This is a genomic window from Rhodococcus sp. CH91, from assembly GCF_022554085.1.
Taxonomy (GTDB): Bacteria; Actinomycetota; Actinomycetes; order Mycobacteriales; family Mycobacteriaceae; genus Rhodococcus.
In genome coordinates, this window is record NZ_JAKFYR010000002.1 from 146,792 (window position 1) to 166,964 (window position 20,173).

Genomic DNA, 20,173 nt, shown 5'->3' on the forward strand with positions numbered 1-20,173 from the left:
GCGACGCCATGAGTGTCTGTCCGGGCACCACCAGTGTGCCGCGGTGGGACGAAGAGCGGCACATCGCCACCGGGGCGCGGACCGTCACGATCCTGTCCTTCGGTGCGGACGCTGCGACTCGGGCACGAGAGTTGTTGTCGTCCTTCGACGGTTGCCGGACGGACTGGATGTGTCTGCCCGCCGAGTGGGGTGAGACCGCCGCACGCGTACTCGGCAGTCGACTCGGCGGTGCCCGCGTCGGGTGGCGTCTCGTTCTCGTCGGATCCGAAGCGGCGGTTCTCTCCGCCACGGCCGCAGCAGTGGCGGGAGGGTTGCTCGACGCGGAAATCCTTCCGGTGCCGGTCGATTCCACCGACCGCACGGTGTACTGCGCGCACTGCCATACGGCCCATCTCGCCACCGTCGAGGTCGGACGGTGCACCACCTGTCCGAACTGCCGCACGGAACTCGTCGTCTACCACCACGTCTCGCGCCTGCACGGTGCCTATCTCGGATTCATGTCCGACGCGGAGGAACGTCCATGACCCTGCTCTCCGAGAACCAGGCGGGGAACACACCCGTCGCGACCGGCCTGGTGCTGTCGGTCGGCGAGACCACCGAAGTGTCACCGACCGTGCGGCACGTGCGATTGACCGCACCCGACGGCCGCGTCCTGCCGTCGTTCACACCGGGCAGTCACATCGTCGTCACCTGTGGGACCGGTCCGGACGGACGGCCACGCCGGAACTCCTACTCTCTCACCGGTCCCGGATTCGAACCGGATCACTACGGGATCTCGGTGCGGCTCGACGAGAAGGGGCGGGGCGGTTCGCGGTGGATCCATCGGCTGCAGGTGGGGGATCCGGTGCAGGTGAGTACGCCCCGCAGTGCCTTTGCTCCGGTCCTCGCCGCCCGTCACCACGTCCTCGTCGCAGGCGGAATAGGTGTCACACCCGTCCTCTCGCACGTGCGCGCCGCCGTGCAGTGGGGGCGATCGTTCGAGGTGCACTACACCTTCCGCGCCGGCGACGGCCCGCACCTGGAGGAACTGCGCCGACTGTGCGGGACGCGGCTGCACACCTGTACCGATTCGAACAGCTTCCGGGAGCACATCGGTCCGGTGCTGCTCGACCAGCCCATCGGCACGCACCTGTACGTGTGCGGACCGGCGGGGCTCATCGACGAGCTCACGACACGTGCACACCGTGCGGGCTGGCCCGGCGCGCGCGTCCACTACGAGCATTTCGGCGTCGGCGACCTCGATCCCGGCACCCCGTTCACCGCACACCTGCGGCGCAGCGGAAGCGAGGTGGAGGTCGACTCCGGTGTCAGCCTGCTCGAAGCGCTCGAGACCCACGGGACAGCGGTACCCAATCTGTGCCGGCAGGGAGTGTGCGGCGAGTGCCGGCTTCCTGTGGTGAGCGGTGGGATCGATCATCGCGATCTGTACCTGACCGCGGCGGAGAAGGAGGCAGGAGACTGCCTCATGCCCTGTGTCTCCCGCGCGAGCGGACAACGATTGGAGCTGGATCTGTGAGTACGGCAACAGCGTTCGCTGTCCGCGACGACAACGCCGATCTTCCCGATCGGATCGTCCGTTTCCCGTTTCCGTTCCCCCGCGACAGCTATCGGTACAGCACCAACGTCGAACCCGCCGGCAGCACGGTGGAGACGGCCGCCGGCCGGTGGGGCGCGCATCCCGTCGATGTCGACGCCCACTATCGCGGCGACCTGGCCGAACGAGAGCGGGTGCTCGCCGAGGACCCCACGCGGTTCCAGGCTCTGCCGCACATGGAGGTCGCGCAATGGGACGCGATGGTCACCCTGATGCGGATGCTCGTCGAGGCGGATCCCCGCACCTTCTCTCTCGAGCGCGACGGCGCGATTCGGCGTTTCACCAACCGGGCACTCGACGTCGAGCAGGCCTTCGTCTTCGGTGAGAGGTCCACCCTTCCGGAAGCACCTCTGCGATTCATCGGCCGGCACGTCCAGGAAGACGTCGTTCTGCTCGATCAGCGCGACGGTGCGCTCTGGGGGGACGCCGGACTGGTGACCTTCGCGGCCGACTGGTCGCTGCGCTTCGACGTCGGCATGAGTTTTCTGCAGATCCACGGACCGGTCCCGCGCGTCCACACCGAAGGGGTGATCCCCCGCGCACAGCAATTCCTCATGGGATTGCAGCCCGGTCAGCGCTACCGGCGTACGAACTGGTCGCTCAGTGTCGACCGCAGGCTCGACCAGTCCACCGAGACCTATCCGCAGTGGGGCAGGGACCGTCGCCTGCTCGCCGAGGGTCCACTCGAGGATGTCGGGCGACGATTGAACCTGCGTGTCGAGGTCCAGCACCTCGTGCGTCTCGAGGTCTCCGGCGCGATCATGTTCCTCATCCGCACCCATCTGCTGCCCGTGGAGGACATCGCCCGGGTGCCGGAGTGGTCCGAACGGCTCTACCGTGTGCTCGACGAACTGCCGGACGACATGGCGGAGTACAAGGGCATCACCCGCACCCGGGAGCCGGCCCTGCGCTGGCTGCGCAGCTACGGGGGTGTGCGAGCGTGAATGTCTCCGGATACGTCCGTGGAGTGCGTGACGGTCTGCTGCCCTCACTGCGAGGCGACGCGACGGGTGGATGACCGCACCTGCAGTCACCCTCGGCCGAGATCGCCGGTATCCGGGGTGGACGCCGATTCGCCGGCATCGTCGAACCGGGCCGCGTCCGATCATTTTCGTGTGCCGAACCGGTCTGAACTTCCGAGACCGCCGGACGAAGGGGTGCGACGCGATGCGGAAACTGATCTACGGCATGAATCTGACACTGGACGGCTACGTCGCTGCGCCCGGCGACGACCGCGGATGGAGTGCGCCGAGCGACGAGCTGTTCCGGTGGTGGCTCGACCAGGAGCGGGCGATCGGCCTGTTCCTGTACGGGCGCACATTGTGGGAGGTCATGAGTTCCCACTGGCCGACCGGCGACCAGCAGCCCGACGCCACCCCGGCGGAGATCGAGTTCGCGCGGAACTGGAGAGATACGCCGAAGGTGGTGTTCTCCTCGACGATCGAGAAGGTCGACTGGAACACCCGCTTGTTCACCGGCGACGCGATCGCGGAGATCGCCCGGCTCAAGGCCGAGGACGGCGAACCGATGAGGGTCGGCGGAGCGTCGCTCGCCGGCGCAGCGATGCGGGCAGGACTGATCGACGAGTACACGATCGTCACCCACCCGGTCCTGGTGGGTGGAGGCACCCCGTTCTTCACCGTGCTGGACGACTGGGTGAACCTGAACCTGGTGGAGACGCAGACCTTTCCCGGCGGGGTCGTCCAGACCAGGTACGAGACGAGGCGGTGACTGGACCTGTCTACCGCATCTCGCCGGCCCCCACATACGGGTTCAGGCTCGCGAGTGGCTTGCCTTTCTCGAACCGCGAGTACCGGAAGTCGGCGCCGTCGACCGTGGGATCACTCGAGATGCCGTCGAGCAGCAGGTCGGCGGCGAGGCGGCCCACCGCCGGAGAGATCTTGTAGCCGTGTCCGCTGAAGCCCACCAGCAGGAACAGGCCGGGAGCGGGAGACGGGCCGATGATCGGGTTGTAGTCGGGCGTGATGTCGTAACAACCGGCGTAGGTCGACGAGAGTCTCGGGTCGGGCATGCCGGGGAGCAGCCGATCGAGTTTGGCGATCGCGGTCTCGATGTAGTCGTCGGTCGCGCGGTTCGAGTAGTCGTCCGGGTCGGCGAACTCCGGAGCGGAGTGGTCGCTGTTGCCGACGAGCAGATCGCCGTTGGGTTCGCGGCGTACATAGTGCAGGTTGACCAGGTCGGAGAAGGTCGGCACGTCAGGCGTGGGTTCACCCTGATCGACGAGCAGGATCGGCTCACGCTGCGCCCGGATCGGAACCTCGACGCCGGCGGTCGCGCCGAGCGCCGGCGACCAGACTCCGGTCGCGAGCACCACGGTATCGGCGTGGATGTCCTCGCCGGTCGTGGTGCGCACCCCGTAGACCTCCCCGTTCTCCCGCTGCAGGAGCGACGCCACGGCGGTGGACTGCTGCACTCGCACACCGAGCCGACGGGCCTTCGTCCCGTACGCCATCCCGGTCATGTAGGCGTCACCGTGACCGCCGAGTGGTTCGTAGGCGAACGCGGCGAAGTCGTCGAGGGAGATCCCCGGCCAGAGCGTGCGCACCTCGTTCGCGTCGATGTTCTCCACCGGCACGCCGAGGGCGCGGTGCATCGCCACATTGGCCGCGAGTGGTTCGGTGTTGTTCTCACCCACCCCCACGATGTAGCCGGTCTGCCGGAATCCGATGTCGGTACCGAAGATCTCCTCGGCCTCGGCGAACACCTGGACGCCGTGCCAGGCCATGGCTGCGAGTGACGGGACGCCGTAGTGGCAGCGGACGATACCGCTCGACTTGCCGGTCATTCCCGAGCACAGGGTTTCGCGTTCGAGGACGAGGACGTCGGTTTCCCCGCGTTCGGCGAGGGACCACGCCGTCGCGAGTCCTTCGAGTCCGCCCCCGACGATCACCACGCGTGCACTCTTTGTCATGGCTTCCCTCACAGCTCGGACGCGGCATCGCCGCGATGTCTATTGACGATAAACAATGTTGCATGTTGAGAAACAAAAGTGAATGCCGGTGTGTGACGACGACGTAAATTTCGGATTCCTCGTGTCGGACAGCGCACCTACCATCTCTGTCCATGGGTGCGCGAAGGGTCGACGCGAGCGAACGACGAGCACGACTGGCCGTCAGGCACCGGTTGCATCCGGGCCGTCGAGCATCCGGTGCCGTCGACGCCACCACGAGCATGATGTGCCTGCACGGCACCGATCCGGCCAGCGTCTTCCTGTCCGCGTGGGCACGGGTCGACGGCTTCACGACCCTCGACCTCGAACGCGCGCTCTACCGTGATCGGTCCCTGGTCAAGCACATGGCGATGCGGCGTACGGTCTTCGTCGTCCCGCGGGAGACACTGTCGGTCGTGCAGGCGGGCGCGAGTGCGCGAGTCGCCGCGGCACAACGCCGGCAGGTGATCAAGGACGTCGAGAAGGCCGGACTCCACCGCGACGGAGGGCGGTGGCTCGACGACGTGAGTGCCCACGTACTCGAAGCCCTGTCCGGCGGCCGCGAAGCGACGTCGAGCGAGTTGCGTTCCGAGATCCCTCTTCTCGACGGCGCGATCGACTACGGGATCGGGAAGTCGTGGGGCGGCAAGGTTCCTTTCGCCCCGCGCGTGCTCACGGTGCTGTCCGCCGAAGGCAGAGTGGTCCGAGCGTCCAACAAAGGATCGTGGCGCGTGTCGCGGCCGAGCTGGACGTCGACCGAATCGTGGCTCGGCGCAGGCATCGAGCCGTGCGACGAAGCCGACGGTGTCCGCGCACTCGTGGAATCGTGGCTGCGGACCTTCGGTCCGGGGACCGAGACGGATATCAAGTGGTGGCTCGGGTCCACCCTCACCGCGGTGCGAGCGGCGCTTGCCGAACTCGATGTGGTGGAGGTGGATCTCGACGGCCGCTCCGGATACCTCCTGTCCGACGACGTCGAGGAGCAGACTCCTGTCGAACCGTGGGGAGCGCTGTTGCCGGCTCTGGATCCCACAGTGATGGGATGGGCCGAGCGAGACTGGTATCTGGGCCCGTACAGGAGTGAACTCTTCGATGCGAACGGCAACGCCGGGCCCACTGCCTGGTGGGACGGCCGGATCGTCGGGACGTGGTGGCAGAGCGGATCCGGATCCGTCGAACTGCACCTGCTCGAAGACATCGGAGCGGATGGCCGTGCGGTGCTCGAACAGGAGACGGCGCGTCTCGACGAGTGGCTCGGGGGAGTGAAGGTCATGGCGAGATTCCCGACACCCCTCGCGAAGGAACTCGCGGGCGCGACCGAAGGTGACCGTCCGGGCCGGCCCTCGTCGTAGGCTGCGCACATGACCGTCGAATCGAGAACCGCCACGCCCGAAGATATCCGGGTCTTCGCCCCGGTACTCGCCGAGGCGTTCTTCGACGACCCTGTCTTCATGTGGATGTTCCCGGACGAACAGCAGCGGATCCGGCGCATGACCCGCTTCTTCGCGACCGACGCTCGCCACCACATGGTTCCGCTGGGTGCCACCGACATCGTGGAGTCCGAGGGGAGCATCGGGGGTGTGGCAATGTGGGCGCCGCCGGGACGCTGGCGTACCGACCGGTGGACCTCGCTCCGTCTCATGCCGGGCTTCCTGCTCGCACTCGGCAGGAATTCCGGGCGAGGACAGCAGGTGGACGAGACTCTCGACGCGGCCCACCCGGCCGAGCCGCACTGGTACCTGTCGACGATCGGTACCTCACCTGCTGCACGCGGCGCCGGCTTCGGCTCGGCGCTCATGGAAGCCGGGCTGGACCGTGCCGACGCGGGGCACGCCCCCGCCTACCTCGAATCGAGCAAGGAGCAGAACATCCCCTACTACGAGAGGTTCGGGTTCGAGGTCACCCACGAGATCGTCGTCCCCGGGGGAGGGCCGACGCTCTGGGGCATGTGGCGCCGACCTCGTTGAGCCGCGGAGGTCCGGCGTGTGCGGTCGGTCGTGGGTATTGACCAGGGCAATCTGCAGGAGCCCAATGGATGCATGATGTTCGCCGGGCCGGCCGATCATTACGACCGCTTCATGGGGCGCTACACACCCTCGTTGGCGGTTGCCTTCACCGATGCGGTCGGTGTCACCGCTGGTCGACGCGTGTGTGATGTGGGGTGTGGACCCGGTGGACTCACCCGGGAACTCGTCTCCCGGGTAGGGCCCGCGAACGTCGCTGCGATCGATCCGGCACCGCAATTCGTGCTGGCATGCCGGGAGCGGAACCCGGGAGCGGACGTCCGCGAAGGCGTAGCGGAGGAACTGCCGTGGCCGACCGGCACATTCGACATCACCTTGTCGTCGCTCGTGATCGGATTCATGACCGATCCCGAACGCGGTGTACACGAGATGAGGCGGGTGACCCGGCCGGGCGGAATCGTGGCGGCGTGTATGTGGGACATCTCCCATGGTGGTATGACGATGCTCCGATTGTTCTGGACGGCAGTGAGACGGGTCGAACCGACTGCTGCGGGCGAAGCCCGCCTGGCGGGCACATCGGAAGGCGACATCGCGGACCGCTTCCGTCGCGCAGGACTCACGGACGTCGTCGACGGATCCGTGAGGGCAGAAGCCCCCTATACCGACTTCGACGACTTCTGGACACCCTTCGCTTTCGGTGTCGGACCATCCGGACAGGCTCTGCTGTCCTTGTCCGACGAGCAGAAGGACCGGGTCCGGGAAACGTGCAGGGACGCCCTCCCGGCCGGGTCGTTCACACTCGATGCCCGTGCCTGGTACGCGCGGGGGACCGCCCCGGCGGTGTGACAGCGTGGATGGGACGATGCCGGGGTATGACGAGCGCCGAGTCGTACGCCGGATTTCTCCCCGAGGCGCATTGTGAGCATGCGCCGTCGCCCACCTCGACGTGGTGGCAGTGGCGCGATCGCCGGGTCCACATAGCTCGTTCCGCGAATCCCGGTGCGCAGGTGCGTTTCCTGGGGATTCACGGAGCAGGAGGGCGTTTCGTCGGATCCTGCGGAGAGCCGAACCACGCCCACCTAGCATGGAAACGCCGCTCGATGCTCGGCCGTCGCTCACCGGTCGGGCTTCCGAGGCGATAGCGAAGAGGCTGCGCACGCCGGGCCTCACGCGCGTCGCCGAAACAGCAGAGCTTCCTCGTCCAAGGGAGGTGAGGGCCGATGGCGACAGCGCAGCGATCCGCGCTCGGCCGCAAGTCGGGTTATCTCGTCGGCATCGTTGTCGAGGTGGTGCTTCTGTACCTGGCGAACAGGCGGCCGGGCTGGGACGCAGTTCCCTTCCTCACCGGTGAGACCACCCGCGTTCTGGGTTGGGTGAACGCCTCCCTCGTCGCCGGCCTCGTCACGAATGCGGTGTACCTCGCCGTCGACCCGCCACGCCTGAAAGCTGTGGGCGACCTGGTGGTGAACGGCATCGGGCTGTACGCGCTCGTGCGGATATGGCAGGTCTTCCCGTTCACCTTCCCCGACGACAGTTCGGTGCCGTGGGATCCGATCGCCCGCGCGGTGCTGGTGGTGGGCATGATCGGGACGGTCATCGCCCTGCTCGTCGCGGTGGTCCGGCTCGTGACCGGCCGGCGAAGGTGAGACAGGCCGGGGTCTCGGCACGTCGGGCGCGTCGGTGTCAGAACGGTTCCGACTCGAGGAAGGGCACCCGAACAGGGCGAGTCGGACATCGCCACCATGTCGTGGTGGCGCGGGCGCGCAGTTCGGCGACCGTGGCGGCGATCGCCTCGGGATCGCGCAGTTCTCTGCACGCATGGGGGTTGTCGGCATAGCGCGCGACCGCGGCGTCGATGATCTCGGGCGCGATCCGGAAGGGCCCTCGGTTCACATACACGCAAAGCCAGCCCGGGTCCCCGGCAGGCGCGGCCGGATCGTCGACGTGGCGTCGTGCCTGGCGGACGTGGTCCACCGCATTTCGGTCGACCTTCACCCAGGGTCGTGGGACACGGGAGGAGACGACGGCGCGGTTGGTGGCGTGCAGCCAGAAGATGAGGGATCTGTTGTCGGCAGAGTGGTCGGCGGAAGACAAGCTGTCCCACGGGATCCAGGTGTCTCCACCGTAGCCGTGGATATGAATTCCGTCGTGGCGGAGAGCGATCCGACCGGGCCCGACGCGCCTCAGCAGCATCAGGACGACGAGGCCCGTTTGCCATCCACACGTCGGGACGAGCATGAAGATCCACAGTGCGACGGCGTGTTCGGCGGGGGACAGCGAATCGGAGTACATCAGGAAGAACACGATCGTCGCCGTGATCACGGGGAGCGCGACATACGCCGCCAGGTTGTAGATGAGGCGGGACTGCCGTAGCACGAGCGCTGGAACACCGTCGTCCCTGCCGCAGGCGATATCGCCGGGAACGGTTCTGGGGCTGTACATCGGAAAAAGAAAAACCGGCAGCATCGCTATGAGAACTGCGAAACACAGCGCGCCGAGCGGGACGGAGAGTGGGTACGGGTGTGCGATCTCGAACGAGAACGGATCGCGGACCGGAACTCCCCCGAATGCGGCGGCGGCCACCATGGCCGCCGCCACGGCCGGCAGGACGAGGGTTCCCAGCATCTGGAAGTAGACGATGGGGCCTCCGTATTTCCGGGGCCCGGCCGGGGGATCGGCGTCTGCCGGCACGTCGTCATTCGGCATCGACAAGGCCCCCCAGGACCGCTCCGCCGAGGTCCTTCAGTGCGTGGAGCGCGTCCTCTGCTTCGCCGATGCTTGCGTTCACTGTGGACCAAGCCGTCGTGGAAGAATTTTCGTAGAGGTGGTCGACGCCTCCGGAGGTCATGATGCCGACCGTCGTACCTATCAGTGCGCCGCCCACGGGTCCGATGAACGGAACCGCCGCTCCCGCAAGAGATCCCGCCACGATCGAAGCAGCGAGCCCGGTCGTGATGGTGAACGTCGCTGCCCACGCCTTGCTCGTCCAGCGATGGGTCACCGCCGCGACCTCCCGTGCCCACCGCGCATGCACATCCTCCGCTGCGGCAGCGCACTCGTCGTACGCACGGATGACGCTCGGATCGGACCCGGGAGGCGGATCACCGATCACATCGCAGACCACCATGAGACCCGCGGCCGAAGCGCGTCGCCGGATGGCCGCCATGTCGTCCAGCACGGAGGAGAGTGCGGCCGAGATGCGATCGAAGACGACCGCGACCTCGAGTATCTCGCCGTGCACGGTGTCGATGCGAACCACGAGACGTGAGGCTTCGCGGAGATAACGATCCGACGCCTCACCGTCCCACCCGTCGTCTGCGCTGCGGCGTGCTGCGGCGGCGTCGTCCGCGGCTGCCTCGAGCGCTACGGCGACGGTGCGTCGGAGTCGGTCTCCGACCCGAAGGATGGCTGCGGGATCACCCGCGACGAAGGTATCGATCGACATCGCGTCACTCGACGTTCTCGGACCACGTGGTCACCACTTCGGCCGCCGTCCGGGTGTCGGCCTCGCGGTAGGCGTCGGCGCACGCGGCGAGCATTCCCCCGGTGAGGCCGAGCATCTGCACGAGCCCGGCCACCCCGGTGGCGGCCTGCGCGAGCATCCCGACGAGTGCCGGAGTGGCCGAACCGGCGTGCACTGCCGACGGAAAGTGTTCTGCCGCAGCGGCGGTAGTGAGCGCGGTCGACTCGTATCGAGCGGCTGCCCGGTCGAGTTCCTCGGGCACGACACGAATGGTCATCGTGTCGCCGCCCTGTCGATGCCGGTCCCGCGCCGCTCGTGCTCGGGGATCTCGATATCGAGGACCAGCACGTCCCACGAGTACACCTCACGGAACCGGGACAGCAGATGCGCGGGGACGACCAGCCAGGGCTGGGCAGCGCCACAACACGAGACCAACCGATCGAGCGCCGTGTACGCGAGGAGTGCGATGCGGCCGTCGCTCAGGAACCGCAGATCGGGGACCGCATCGACCGGGTCCGAAACTGATTCTGCACACGGAAGATATACATACGGCGGCAACATGGACGCAGCGTCGTTCACGACGATCCCCCCTGATCGTGTCGGCAACCGCCGACCCCCCGGTCGACGACGCCGACACCCTATCAAGATCAGGTCACCGCCGCCCTCGTCCTGTTGCCGTCACTCATGCACGACGCTTCTCGGTGGTAGCCCGTTCCGATTCCGGATCCGGCCCGGGATCGGACGAATCCACGATCCCCGTCACGACCGGAGCCACGGACAAATCGAGCGCCCGGATAAGCCTTTTCGTTCCTTTGGGTGCTCGCTCTTCACCCGAAACAACGGAGCGGAGGGCTCGACGGGCATACGGTCGGAGGGTGCCCGATGTCGCGGAGAATCGAGATGCCCATGACGACCCTGCAATCCGCCGCATCCTCGGCGGCACCCGGCGTGCGGCGCGCCGGACTCCGCCTGTATCTCCTGGCGATGATCGTGTTCGAGGTCGCGGCGTACAGGTCGGGCAGGAGCACGGTTCTCATCGTCGCCCTCGCCGTGGCGATAGCGTTCGTCGCCCGCGGCGTGTGGTTGCGCCGGCCGGTGACCCGTGTCCATGCCGCAGCAGCCCTGTTGTGCCTCCTGGTGGCAGGTCTCGCCTATGCATGGGGGCACAGTCATGTCGCATTCGTCGCGATCGCCGTGTCGGGGCCCGTGCTGGTGCTTCCCGTGGGGAGTCGGCCGGAACCCGAGGAGGCGGCCTGGATCGCCTCGCTCGTCCAGGAGAGCCGCGGCGACCCCTTGGCGCCGTTCGCCCTGAACTCGTCCAAATCGTATTTCTACAATGCCGGTCGCACCGCTGCGATCGGGTATCGCACCCGCGCCGGTATCGCGGTGGTGTCGGGAGACCCGGTCGGCCACCCACCGGCATTCGGCGGCCTGCTGTCGGACTTCGCGCGCTTCGCGTCCGATCGGGGATGGCGGGTGGCGGTCCTCGCAGCCAGTGAGAACACCGCCCGGTTGTGGCGGTCGGGGGGCCCGGGTCGCACACCCATGAGATCGGTGTGCATCGGTTGCGACGTCGTGGTGGACGTCGGGCACTTCTCACTCGTCGGCCGGCGATTCCGGAACCTGCGCCAGGCGGTGCACCGCAGCCGGAATGCGGGGGTGACCACCGAGATCGTCGCGGAGCGAGATCTGTCATCCGAGGTGCGGAACCAATTGCTCGACATCGTGGCCCACACACGCTCCGGGCATCAGCGACGGGGCTTCTCGATGATCCTCGATCATCTCCTCGACGGCACGTATCCGGGCATGATGCTGGTCATCGCACGTGACCGCGACATGCAGCCGGTCGGATTCCAGCGGTACGCCACCGCCCGTCACGGCGAGGAATGGAGCCTCGACGTACCGTGGCGCAGCCCGCGGGCACCGAACGGCACCGACGAGCGGATGGCGGTCGACGTCATCGACCACGTCCGCGAGACCGGAGGCACCTCGGTCTCGCTGGCATTCGCCCCGTTCCCCGACCTGCTCGGCCCGAACGGCACGGCCCGATGGCAGTCCGCGGTGCGCATGGCGCTCCGCCTCGGCAATTCGGTCATCGCACTCGAATCGCTGTACCGCTATCTCGACAAGTTCCATGCCGGAGCGGACCGGCGTTTCGTCCTGTTCAAGCTCCGGTACCTCGTGCCTGCGGCATGGGCGATGCTCACCTTCGAGTTCGTCCCCCATCGTGAATACGGCGCCGGTCGTAGCACCCGGCCGTGATCGGGCTCGCGATCGCACACGAGCCGTGGGACAGGCGGATCAGGCGCCCTGCCAGACCGTGTCGAACGGAGTGTTCGCCGACACCCTTCCCTTGATGCCGGAGGTGACGAAGTCCTTCGCGCGTGCGGCGGCATCGGCCACCGACGCGCCCTTCGCGAGTTCCGCGGTGATCGCAGCAGCGAGGGTGCAGCCGGCGCCGGAGACCCGCTCGTTACCGACCTTCGGTGCGGTCAGCAAGGTGACCTCCGACCCGTCGAACAGCACATCCACTGCGTCGGAACCCTCGAGTTCGACGCCGCCCTTCGCCACGACGTAGCGGGGGCCGAGGTCGTGGATGCGACGCGCGGCCTCGATCAGATCGTCGACCGACGTGATGTCGTCCATTCCGGACAGGGTGCGCGCCTCGAACAGATTCGGGGTGACGACGGTGGCGTGGGGGAGGATCTGCGCCCGCAGCGCGTTGTCGGTGTCGAGCGCCGCGCCTGCCTCCTGGCCCTTGCAGATCAGCACCGGGTCGAGCACGACGTGCCGCCAAGTCTGCTTGCTCAGGCCTTCGGCGACGACATCGATCGTCGCAGGTGTGCCCAGCATTCCGATCTTCACGACGTCGAGGTCGTGGGCGGCGGTAGCCGCCTCGATCTGCTCCGCGATGACCTCGGCGGGGACGGGGAAGAAGCGGTGCCCCCAGTTGTTCTTCGGGTCGAACGAGACGATGCACGTGGTGGTGGCCACGCCGTACACACCGAGCTGCTGGAACGTCTTGAGGTCGACCTGCAGACCGGCGCCACCGGTCGCTTCCGAGCCGGCGATGACGTATGCGAGGTCGACCATGTGAGTGCTCCGTTCGGGCTGGGAGACGATGCTGCGCGGGATGTACCCGCCGGACGACCAGGTTACAGTCGGTCCTACCGCGACCTTCGGACCGCCCGCCGCTCACCCGGCTATCGTCCGAGGAATGACAGCTTTCGACGAGCTCGACGATTACCTGGCGCTTCCGCGGGTCACCTCACTCACGATGTCTCCCGACGGAAGCCGGCTGGTGATCGTGCAGTCGACGCTCGACGAGAAGGCCGCCTCGTACACCGATGCCCTGTGGGAGGTGGATACCACCGGCGGCGTGCCGGCACGCCGCCTGACGCACGGCAGCGCAGGGGAGTCGAATCCGACCTTCACCTCGGACGGCGACCTGCTGTTCACCGCCGCTCGGGGTCAGAACGATGCGCCGATGTCGCTGTGGCGCCTGCCTGCAGCGGGCGGGGAAGCCGAGCGGCTCGCCTCCCGCAGAGGGGGATTCGCGTCCGTACATGCGGCGTCCGCTGCGGACCGGATCCTGCTCACCGCGTCCGTTCTCGGCCACAGCGACTCGGACGACGAACGGATCCGTAAGGTCCGCGAGGAGGGCGCGGTCACCGCAGTTCTCCACACGGGTTATCCCGTGCGCTACTGGGATCATGATCTCGGGCCCGACCAGCCCCATCTGCTCGTCCCGGCGGAGGACGGCCGGTTCACCGATCTCACTCCGGGCATTCGGGGCTCGCTGCGCGACGCCAAGATCGACATCGCCGCGGACGGCTCGTTCGCCGCCGTGACCTGGGTGGTCCCCGGTCCGCGCGCGTCGCGGCGCGTGAGTCTCGTGCGGATCGACCTCGGCACCGGCCTGCGTACACCGCTCGTCGACGACGTGACCGGTGACGCGGCACAGCCGGCGATCTCACCCGACGGAACCACGCTCGCCTACCTGCACGAATCTGTCGGCGACGCCGAGAACCCGCCGAAGGTGACCGTCCGTGTCCTCGACATCGCATCGGGGACCACGAGTGCCGAGGCCTCCGAGTGGGACAGGCGTCCCACGTCGCTCGCCTGGCTGCCCGACGGTTCGGGGCTCGTTCTCACCGCCGACGACCAGGGTCGCGCCCCGGTGTTCGTGCACCGGCTGGGGGACCCGCGGCCCGAGCGGCTCACCGCGGACGACGCCGCGTACACCCACGTGCACGTCGCACCCGACGGCCACCGGCTCTACGCCCTGCGCGCCTCGTACGAGGCGCCCCCGCATCCGGTACGCATCGAGCTGGCAGGACCCGAGGCCGGCGCCGTCACGCCTCTGCCCGCACCTGCTCGGCTACCGGAGTTGCCGGGCCGTCTGGTGGAACTGAACACCGAGACCGACGACGGCACGACGGTGCGAGCATGGTTCGCGCTGCCGCACACCGCTTCCGCCGCCGACCCGGCGCCCCTGGTGCTGTGGGTGCACGGGGGCCCGCTGAGCAGCTGGAACACCTGGTCGTGGCGATGGAACCCGTGGCTTCTCGTGGCACGCGGTTACGCGGTGCTGCTGCCGGACCCTGCGCTGTCCACGGGCTACGGCGACGAGTTCATCCGGCGCGGCTGGGGCCGGTGGGGCCGCGAGCCCTACACCGATCTGATGGCGATCACCGACGTGGCCGTCGCGCGGGACGACATCGACGAGGACCGCACCGCCGCGATGGGTGGATCGTTCGGCGGGTATCTGGCCAACTGGATCGCAGGCCACACCGACCGGTTCCGCGCGATCGTCAGCCACGCAGGTCTGTGGGCACTGGACCAGTTCGTGCCGACCACGGATGTCGCCTGGTACTGGCAGCGGGAGATGACGCCGGAGATGGCGGTGGAGAACTCCCCGCACCTGTTCGTCGCCCATATCGTCACGCCCATGCTCGTCATCCACGGCGACAAGGACTATCGCGTGCCCATCGGGGAGGCGCTGCGCCTGTGGTACGAGCTGCTCGACGAATCGGGCCTCCCGGCAGAGGACGACGGCACCACGGCCCATCGGTTCCTGTACTTTCCGTCCGAGAACCACTGGGTGCTCCGGCCGCAGCACGCGAAGATCTGGTACCGCACCGTCGACGCGTTCCTGTCCGAGCACGTGCTCGGCCGCCCGCTCGACCTGCCGGACGAGCTGGGCTGACCGCCACGACTCTCTACTCGGGGCTGCGCGGCGTCTCACCCGGCGCGGCGGGCGGGCGAGTGGGTTCGTCGGTCGCGGGCTTCGTCTCGGCCACCGGCGAGGCAGGCTTGTCGGCCGCGTGCTGACCCGATCCGCTCTGACCGCGGTGGGCGGCCTTGTCCGCGAGGGCACCCACCGTCTCCTGGACCTGTGGTGCCTTCTCCTTCACGACGGCCGCCGCTCCGGAGACCTTCTCCTGCACGGCCGGGTTGTGCCACAGCTCGTTCGAGCGTCCTCGCATCTTGTCGTACGTCTCGCGACCGGCTCTGGTCCCGGCCACGAATCCTGCGGCTGCACCGGCAGCGAAGATCAGTGCTCGCATCATGGCAGCTCCTCCGTTCTGTCATCGGCGTCCGCGGTCGGCGCGCCCGTCTCTGCCGTACCCGCTCCGCGCCCGGGCCACACCGGGGGGATGCACCGGCCCCTGTCCTGGCGGTTTGTGTTCGACGCTTAGGATTGGCTGGTGACCAGTGCGCCAGAGAACTCGCAGAATCCCGCCGACGCCCTCCCCAAGAGCTGGGACCCCAGTGCCGTCGAAGCGGGGCTCTATCAGCAGTGGGTGGACGCCGGCTATTTCGAGGCCGACCCGGCCGGTGACAAGCCCGGGTACTCGATCGTCCTGCCCCCGCCGAACGTCACCGGCAGCCTGCACATGGGTCATGCGCTCGATCACACCCTCATGGATGCACTGGCCCGGCGGAAGCGCATGCAGGGCTACGAGGTGCTGTGGCTTCCCGGTATGGATCACGCGGGTATCGCGACTCAGACCGTCCTCGAGAAGCAGCTCGCCGCCGACGGCACCACGAAGGAAGACCTCGGCCGTGAGGCGTTCGTGGAGAAGGTCTGGCAGTGGAAGGCCGAGTCGGGGGGCACGATCCAGGGGCAGATGCGTCGCATCGGCGACGGCGTCGACTGGTCCCGCGACCGGTTCACCATGGACGACGGTCTCTCGCGCGCCGTGCAGACCATGTTCAAGCGCCTCTACGACGAGGGACTGATCTACCGCGCCGAGCGCCTGGTCAACTGGTCACCGGTACTGCAGACCGCCATCTCCGACATCGAGGTCAAGTTCGAGGAGGTCGAGGGTGAGCTCGTCTCGCTGCGCTACGGCTCCCTGAACGACGACGAGCCGCACGTCGTCGTCGCCACCACCCGTGTCGAGACGATGCTCGGCGATACCGCCGTCGCGGTTCATCCCGAGGACGAGCGGTACAAGGACCTCATCGGTACGACCCTCGAGCATCCCATCACCGGGCGGCAGATCCCGATCATCGCCGACGACTACGTCGATCCCGAATTCGGCACCGGCGCAGTGAAGATCACCCCCGCGCACGACCCCAACGACTTCGAGATGGGGCTGCGGCACGACCTGCCGATGCCCACGATCATGGACAAGTCCGGTCGTATCGCCGACACCGGCACGCGGTTCGACGGCATGGACCGTTTCGAAGCGCGTGTCGCCGTGCGTGAGGAACTCGCCGCGCAGGGCCGGGTCGTCGCCGAGAAGCGGCCCTATGTGCACAGTGTCGGTCACTCCGAGCGGTCCGGTGAGACCATCGAGCCGCGTCTGTCGATGCAGTGGTGGGTCAAGGTCGACAAGCTCGCGAAGGCGGCCGGCGACGCAGTCCGCAACGGCCACACCGTCATCCATCCCGCGAGCCAGGAGCCGCGTTGGTTCGAGTGGGTCGACAACATGCACGACTGGTGCATCTCGCGTCAGCTGTGGTGGGGTCACCGCATCCCGATCTGGTACGGCCCCGACGGTGAGGTCGCGTGCTTCGGCCCCGACGAGACGGCACCCGAGGGCTGGGAGCAGGACCCGGACGTGCTCGACACCTGGTTCTCGTCCGGCCTGTGGCCGTTCTCGACGATGGGCTGGCCCGACAAGACCGCCGAACTCGACAAGTTCTATCCCACCAGTGTTCTCGTCACCGGCTACGACATCCTGTTCTTCTGGGTCGCCCGCATGATGATGTTCGGTACCTACGTCTCCGGCGACGACGCCGTGCACGGGGCGCAGGTTCCGTTCAAGGATCTGTTCCTGCACGGCCTGGTCCGAGACCAGTTCGGCAAGAAGATGTCCAAGTCGCGCGGTAACGGCATCGACCCGCTCGACTGGGTCGAGCGCTTCGGTGCGGACGCCCTGCGCTTCACGTTGGCGCGCGGCGCGAACCCGGGCAGCGACCTCGCCGTCGGCGAGGACCACGCGCAGTCCTCGCGCAACTTCGCGAACAAGCTGTTCAACGCGACCAAGTTCGCCCTCATGAACGGTGCCGTGGTGGGTGAGCTGCCCGCCCGCGAGCAGCTCACCGACGCCGACCGGTGGATCCTCGACCGGCTCGAGCAGGTCCGCGGAGAAGTCGATGCCGCCTTCGACCGCTACGAGTTCTCCAAGGCGTGCGAGGCGCTCTACCATTTCGCGTGGGACGAGGTCTGCGACTGGTATCTCGAACTCGCCAAGGTCCAGCTCACGGACGGCAGTGTTCACGCCGACGGCACCAAGATCGTTCTCGGCACGGTCCTCGACGCCCTGCTGCGTCTGCTGCACCCGGTGATCCCGTTCGTGACGGAGACGCTCTGGAAGGTGCTCACCGGCGGTGAATCCGTGGTGATCGCGTCGTGGCCCGAACCGACGGGAGTGGCCGCCGACGAGGCAGCGGCGCGACGCATCGCGGATCTGCAGAAGCTCGTCACCGAGATCCGCCGTTTCCGCAGCGACCAGGGACTCAAGCCGTCGCAGAAGGTCGCGGCGCGGCTGGTCGGGATCGACGAGGCCGATCTCACCGCTCAGGTGCCTGCTGTGCGTTCGCTCGCGCGGCTCACCGAGCCGGAGGACTCCTTCGCCGCCACCGCCTCGATCGAGGTCCGGCTGAGCCGCGCTACGGTCACCGTCGAACTCGACACCTCCGGCAGCATCGACCTCGGTGCCGAGATCGCACGCCTGCGCAAGGATCTCGCGGCTGCGGAGAAGGAGCTCGCCGGCACCTCCGACAAGCTGTCGAACGAGGCCTTCCTCGCGAAGGCGCCCGATCAGGTGGTCGAGAAGATCCGCGGGCGCAAGCAGATCGCCGAAGAAGAGATCGCGCGGATCGGCGCGCGGCTGAAGGAGCTGGGCGCGGAGTGAGCACGGACAGCCCGGGGTCACCGTCCCCGGTCGACCTCGCGGAACTGACGCTGGTCGAGGCCGAACTCGACACGCGGTGGCCGGAGACGAAGATCGAACCGTCCCTGGCGCGGATCGCTGCGCTCATGGACATCCTCGGGTCGCCGCAGAACAGCTACCCGTCGATCCACGTCGCCGGCACCAACGGCAAGACGTCGACCGCGCGGATGATCGATGCGCTGCTCACCCGCATGCACCACCGGGTCGGCCGCACGACGAGCCCGCATCTGCAGCTGGCCACCGAACGGATCAGCATCGACGGCGCCCCGATCTCGCCTCGCACCTATGTCGACACCTATCGGGACATCGAGCCGTACGTCCGGATGATCGACGAGCAGTCCGAGACGGCCGGTGGCCCGAAGATGAGCAAGTTCGAGGTCACCACGGCGATGGCGTTCGCGGCGTTCGCCGACGCTCCGGTCGACGTGGCCGTCGTCGAGGTCGGTCTCGGCGGGCGCTGGGACGCCACGAACGTCGTCACCGGGCAGGTGGCGGTGATCACGCCGATCGGCATCGATCACACCGGCTATCTGGGTGAGACGCTGACGGAGATCGCGGGGGAGAAGGCCGGGATCATCAAGAAGGCACCCGACGACGGACTCGTCCCACGCGACACCGTCGCGATCATCGCGCAGCAGGAACCCGAGGCGATGGAGGTGCTGCTCCGGCAGGCCGTCGAGGCCGACGCTGCGGTCGCGCGGCAGGGTTCCGAATTCGCGGTGGTCCGCCGCGCCGTCGCCGTCGGTGGGCAGCAGATCGACCTGCAGGGACTCGGCGGTCTCTACACCGACATCTTCCTGCCGCTCCACGGTGAACATCAGGCCCACAACGCGTCGGTGGCGCTCGCGGCCGTCGAAGCGTTCTTCGGGGCGGGGCCGGGCAAGCAACTCGACGTCGAAGCCGTGCGTGAGGCGTTCGGTGCGGTACAGAGTCCCGGGCGTCTCGAACGGGTGCGCAGTGCCCCCACGGTCTTCCTCGACGCCGCCCACAATCCGCACGGAGCCAAGGCGCTCGCGGCCGCGCTCGCGCAGGAATTCGACTTCCGTAAGCTCGTGGGGGTCGTGAGCGTCATGGCCGACAAGGATGCGGCGGGACTGATCGAGGCACTCGAACCCGTCTTCGACGAGATCGTCGTCACGCACAACGGATCTCCGCGTGCGATGGACGTCGACGACCTCGCGAACATCGCCGTCGCCCGCTTCGGTGACGAGCGAGTGGTCACCGCGTCGACACTTCCCGATGCGATCGAGACCGCCATCGCGATCGCCGAGGAGGTCGGCGAGCCCGGCGAAGCAGTCTCGGGTGCCGGTGTCGTGGTCACCGGCTCGGTGGTGACGGCAGGCGCCGCCCGTAGTTTGTTCGGAAAGGATCCCGCGTGAGCAACGACAATCCGGAGCAGCAACAGTTCCGGCCGCCGACGACGGACCCGTGGAAGGGTCTGCGCGGTGTCATGGCGGGCACGCTGGTGCTCGAGGCGATCGTGGTCCTGCTGGTCCTGCCCGTCATCGCCACCGTGGGCGGGGGACTGAGCGCGTGGTCGACCGCGTACGTCGTCGGCCTCGCGGTCGTGATGATCGCCGGAGCGGGCCTGCAGAAGCGCCCGTGGGCGATCCGGTTCAACGTGACGCTGCAGGTACTGGCGGTACTGGGCTTCGTCGTCGACCTCGCCTTCGGTGCGGTGGGTGTGCTCTTCGCCGTGGTGTGGGCGTACATCCTCTACCTGCGCAAGGACATCAAGGATCGGGAATCGAGGGGTCTGCTCCCCGGGCAGCGGGACTGAACCTCTAGTCT

At 67.7% G+C, this 20,173-nt stretch carries 20 protein-coding genes; 13 read left to right on the forward strand and 7 right to left on the reverse strand.

Annotated elements, in window-relative coordinates:
• The first annotated feature begins 8 nt into the window (after nucleotides 1-8).
• The 4 genes from MOM01_RS04295 (at nucleotide 9) to MOM01_RS04310 (ending at nucleotide 3,325) form a co-directional block, all read left to right on the forward strand.
• On the forward strand, nucleotides 9-524 hold the full coding sequence (locus MOM01_RS04295) for a dimethylamine monooxygenase subunit DmmA family protein (RefSeq protein WP_241384171.1): 516 nt from the start codon (nucleotides 9-11) through the stop codon (nucleotides 522-524).
• On the forward strand, nucleotides 521-1,516 hold the full coding sequence (locus MOM01_RS04300; RefSeq protein ID WP_241384172.1) for a PDR/VanB family oxidoreductase: 996 nt from the start codon (nucleotides 521-523) through the stop codon (nucleotides 1,514-1,516). The genes MOM01_RS04295 and MOM01_RS04300 overlap by 4 nt, the downstream gene beginning before the upstream one ends.
• Nucleotides 1,513-2,538, forward strand: a complete 1,026-nt coding sequence (locus tag MOM01_RS04305; RefSeq protein WP_241384173.1) for a heme-dependent oxidative N-demethylase family protein — start codon at nucleotides 1,513-1,515, stop codon at nucleotides 2,536-2,538. Before MOM01_RS04300 ends, MOM01_RS04305 begins: the two co-directional genes overlap by 4 nt.
• A 223-nt stretch (nucleotides 2,539-2,761) precedes the next feature.
• On the forward strand, nucleotides 2,762-3,325 hold the full coding sequence (locus MOM01_RS04310) for a dihydrofolate reductase family protein (protein WP_241384174.1): 564 nt from the start codon (nucleotides 2,762-2,764) through the stop codon (nucleotides 3,323-3,325).
• 10 nt (nucleotides 3,326-3,335) lie between these two features.
• On the opposite strand, the gene MOM01_RS04315 is transcribed toward MOM01_RS04310, so the two are convergent.
• Nucleotides 3,336-4,526 (reverse strand): NAD(P)/FAD-dependent oxidoreductase, encoded by a 1,191-nt coding sequence (locus MOM01_RS04315; RefSeq protein WP_241384175.1) that lies wholly within the window; start codon nucleotides 4,524-4,526, stop codon nucleotides 3,336-3,338.
• Between the two features lie 152 nt (nucleotides 4,527-4,678).
• Here MOM01_RS04315 and MOM01_RS04320 point away from each other — a divergent pair, with 152 nt between their 5' ends.
• The 4 genes from MOM01_RS04320 to MOM01_RS04335 all read left to right on the forward strand — a co-directional run bounded on the left by MOM01_RS04320 (nucleotide 4,679) and on the right by MOM01_RS04335 (nucleotide 8,154).
• Complete coding sequence (locus MOM01_RS04320) at nucleotides 4,679-5,896, forward strand: winged helix DNA-binding domain-containing protein (protein WP_241384176.1); 1,218 nt, start codon at nucleotides 4,679-4,681, stop codon at nucleotides 5,894-5,896.
• A gap of 9 nt (nucleotides 5,897-5,905) precedes the next feature.
• Nucleotides 5,906-6,511 (forward strand): GNAT family N-acetyltransferase, encoded by a 606-nt coding sequence (locus MOM01_RS04325; protein WP_241384177.1) that lies wholly within the window; start codon nucleotides 5,906-5,908, stop codon nucleotides 6,509-6,511.
• A gap of 30 nt (nucleotides 6,512-6,541) precedes the next feature.
• Nucleotides 6,542-7,354 (forward strand): class I SAM-dependent methyltransferase, encoded by an 813-nt coding sequence (locus MOM01_RS04330; RefSeq protein WP_241384178.1) that lies wholly within the window; start codon nucleotides 6,542-6,544, stop codon nucleotides 7,352-7,354.
• Between the two features lie 374 nt (nucleotides 7,355-7,728).
• The gene (locus tag MOM01_RS04335) at nucleotides 7,729-8,154 is read left to right on the forward strand and encodes a hypothetical protein (RefSeq protein ID WP_241384179.1); all 426 of its coding nucleotides are present in this window, start codon (nucleotides 7,729-7,731) and stop codon (nucleotides 8,152-8,154) included.
• 37 nt (nucleotides 8,155-8,191) lie between these two features.
• Here the strand turns inward: MOM01_RS04335 and MOM01_RS04340 are convergent, their stop codons facing one another.
• From MOM01_RS04340 to MOM01_RS04355, 4 genes are read right to left on the reverse strand one after another with little or no spacing between them, the layout of a single operon-like run.
• On the reverse strand, nucleotides 8,192-9,214 hold the full coding sequence (locus MOM01_RS04340) for a hypothetical protein (protein ID WP_241384180.1): 1,023 nt from the start codon (nucleotides 9,212-9,214) through the stop codon (nucleotides 8,192-8,194).
• Nucleotides 9,204-9,953 (reverse strand): hypothetical protein, encoded by a 750-nt coding sequence (locus MOM01_RS04345; RefSeq protein ID WP_241384181.1) that lies wholly within the window; start codon nucleotides 9,951-9,953, stop codon nucleotides 9,204-9,206. Before MOM01_RS04345 ends, MOM01_RS04340 begins: the two co-directional genes overlap by 11 nt.
• 4 nt (nucleotides 9,954-9,957) lie before the next feature.
• Nucleotides 9,958-10,248, reverse strand: a complete 291-nt coding sequence (locus MOM01_RS04350) for a hypothetical protein (RefSeq protein ID WP_241384182.1) — start codon at nucleotides 10,246-10,248, stop codon at nucleotides 9,958-9,960.
• A complete protein-coding gene (locus MOM01_RS04355; RefSeq protein WP_241384183.1) occupies nucleotides 10,245-10,550 on the reverse strand; it encodes an SAV_915 family protein in 306 nt (101 codons plus the stop codon). Before MOM01_RS04355 ends, MOM01_RS04350 begins: the two co-directional genes overlap by 4 nt.
• Before the next feature lie 327 nt (nucleotides 10,551-10,877).
• Between MOM01_RS04355 and MOM01_RS04360 the strand changes: the two genes are divergently transcribed.
• A complete protein-coding gene (locus MOM01_RS04360; protein ID WP_241384184.1) occupies nucleotides 10,878-12,233 on the forward strand; it encodes a bifunctional lysylphosphatidylglycerol flippase/synthetase MprF in 1,356 nt (451 codons plus the stop codon).
• A 39-nt stretch (nucleotides 12,234-12,272) separates the two neighbouring features.
• Here the strand turns inward: MOM01_RS04360 and thiD are convergent, their stop codons facing one another.
• Nucleotides 12,273-13,064, reverse strand: coding sequence for a bifunctional hydroxymethylpyrimidine kinase/phosphomethylpyrimidine kinase (thiD, locus tag MOM01_RS04365; RefSeq protein ID WP_241384185.1), 792 nt, complete (start codon nucleotides 13,062-13,064; stop codon nucleotides 12,273-12,275).
• A 124-nt stretch (nucleotides 13,065-13,188) separates the two neighbouring features.
• Between thiD and MOM01_RS04370 the strand changes: the two genes are divergently transcribed.
• A complete protein-coding gene (locus tag MOM01_RS04370; protein ID WP_241384186.1) occupies nucleotides 13,189-15,180 on the forward strand; it encodes a S9 family peptidase in 1,992 nt (663 codons plus the stop codon).
• Nucleotides 15,181-15,193: 13 nt separating this feature from the next.
• Here MOM01_RS04370 and MOM01_RS04375 read toward each other — a convergent pair whose 3' ends face one another.
• Nucleotides 15,194-15,544 carry a YtxH domain-containing protein gene (locus MOM01_RS04375; protein WP_241384187.1) on the reverse strand — a complete coding sequence of 117 codons (351 nt, stop codon included), beginning with the start codon at nucleotides 15,542-15,544 and terminating at the stop codon, nucleotides 15,194-15,196.
• Nucleotides 15,545-15,679: 135 nt separating this feature from the next.
• Here MOM01_RS04375 and MOM01_RS04380 point away from each other — a divergent pair, with 135 nt between their 5' ends.
• The 3 genes from MOM01_RS04380 to MOM01_RS04390 are packed head-to-tail and all read left to right on the forward strand — an operon-like array spanning nucleotide 15,680 to nucleotide 20,162.
• Nucleotides 15,680-18,343 carry a valine--tRNA ligase gene (locus MOM01_RS04380; protein WP_241384620.1) on the forward strand — a complete coding sequence of 888 codons (2,664 nt, stop codon included), beginning with the start codon at nucleotides 15,680-15,682 and terminating at the stop codon, nucleotides 18,341-18,343.
• Nucleotides 18,340-19,761, forward strand: a complete 1,422-nt coding sequence (gene folC, locus MOM01_RS04385; RefSeq protein WP_241384188.1) for a bifunctional tetrahydrofolate synthase/dihydrofolate synthase — start codon at nucleotides 18,340-18,342, stop codon at nucleotides 19,759-19,761. The genes MOM01_RS04380 and folC overlap by 4 nt, the downstream gene beginning before the upstream one ends.
• Nucleotides 19,758-20,162, forward strand: a complete 405-nt coding sequence (locus tag MOM01_RS04390; RefSeq protein ID WP_241384189.1) for a DUF4233 domain-containing protein — start codon at nucleotides 19,758-19,760, stop codon at nucleotides 20,160-20,162. The genes folC and MOM01_RS04390 overlap by 4 nt, the downstream gene beginning before the upstream one ends.
• The last annotated feature ends 11 nt before the right edge of the window (nucleotides 20,163-20,173 follow it).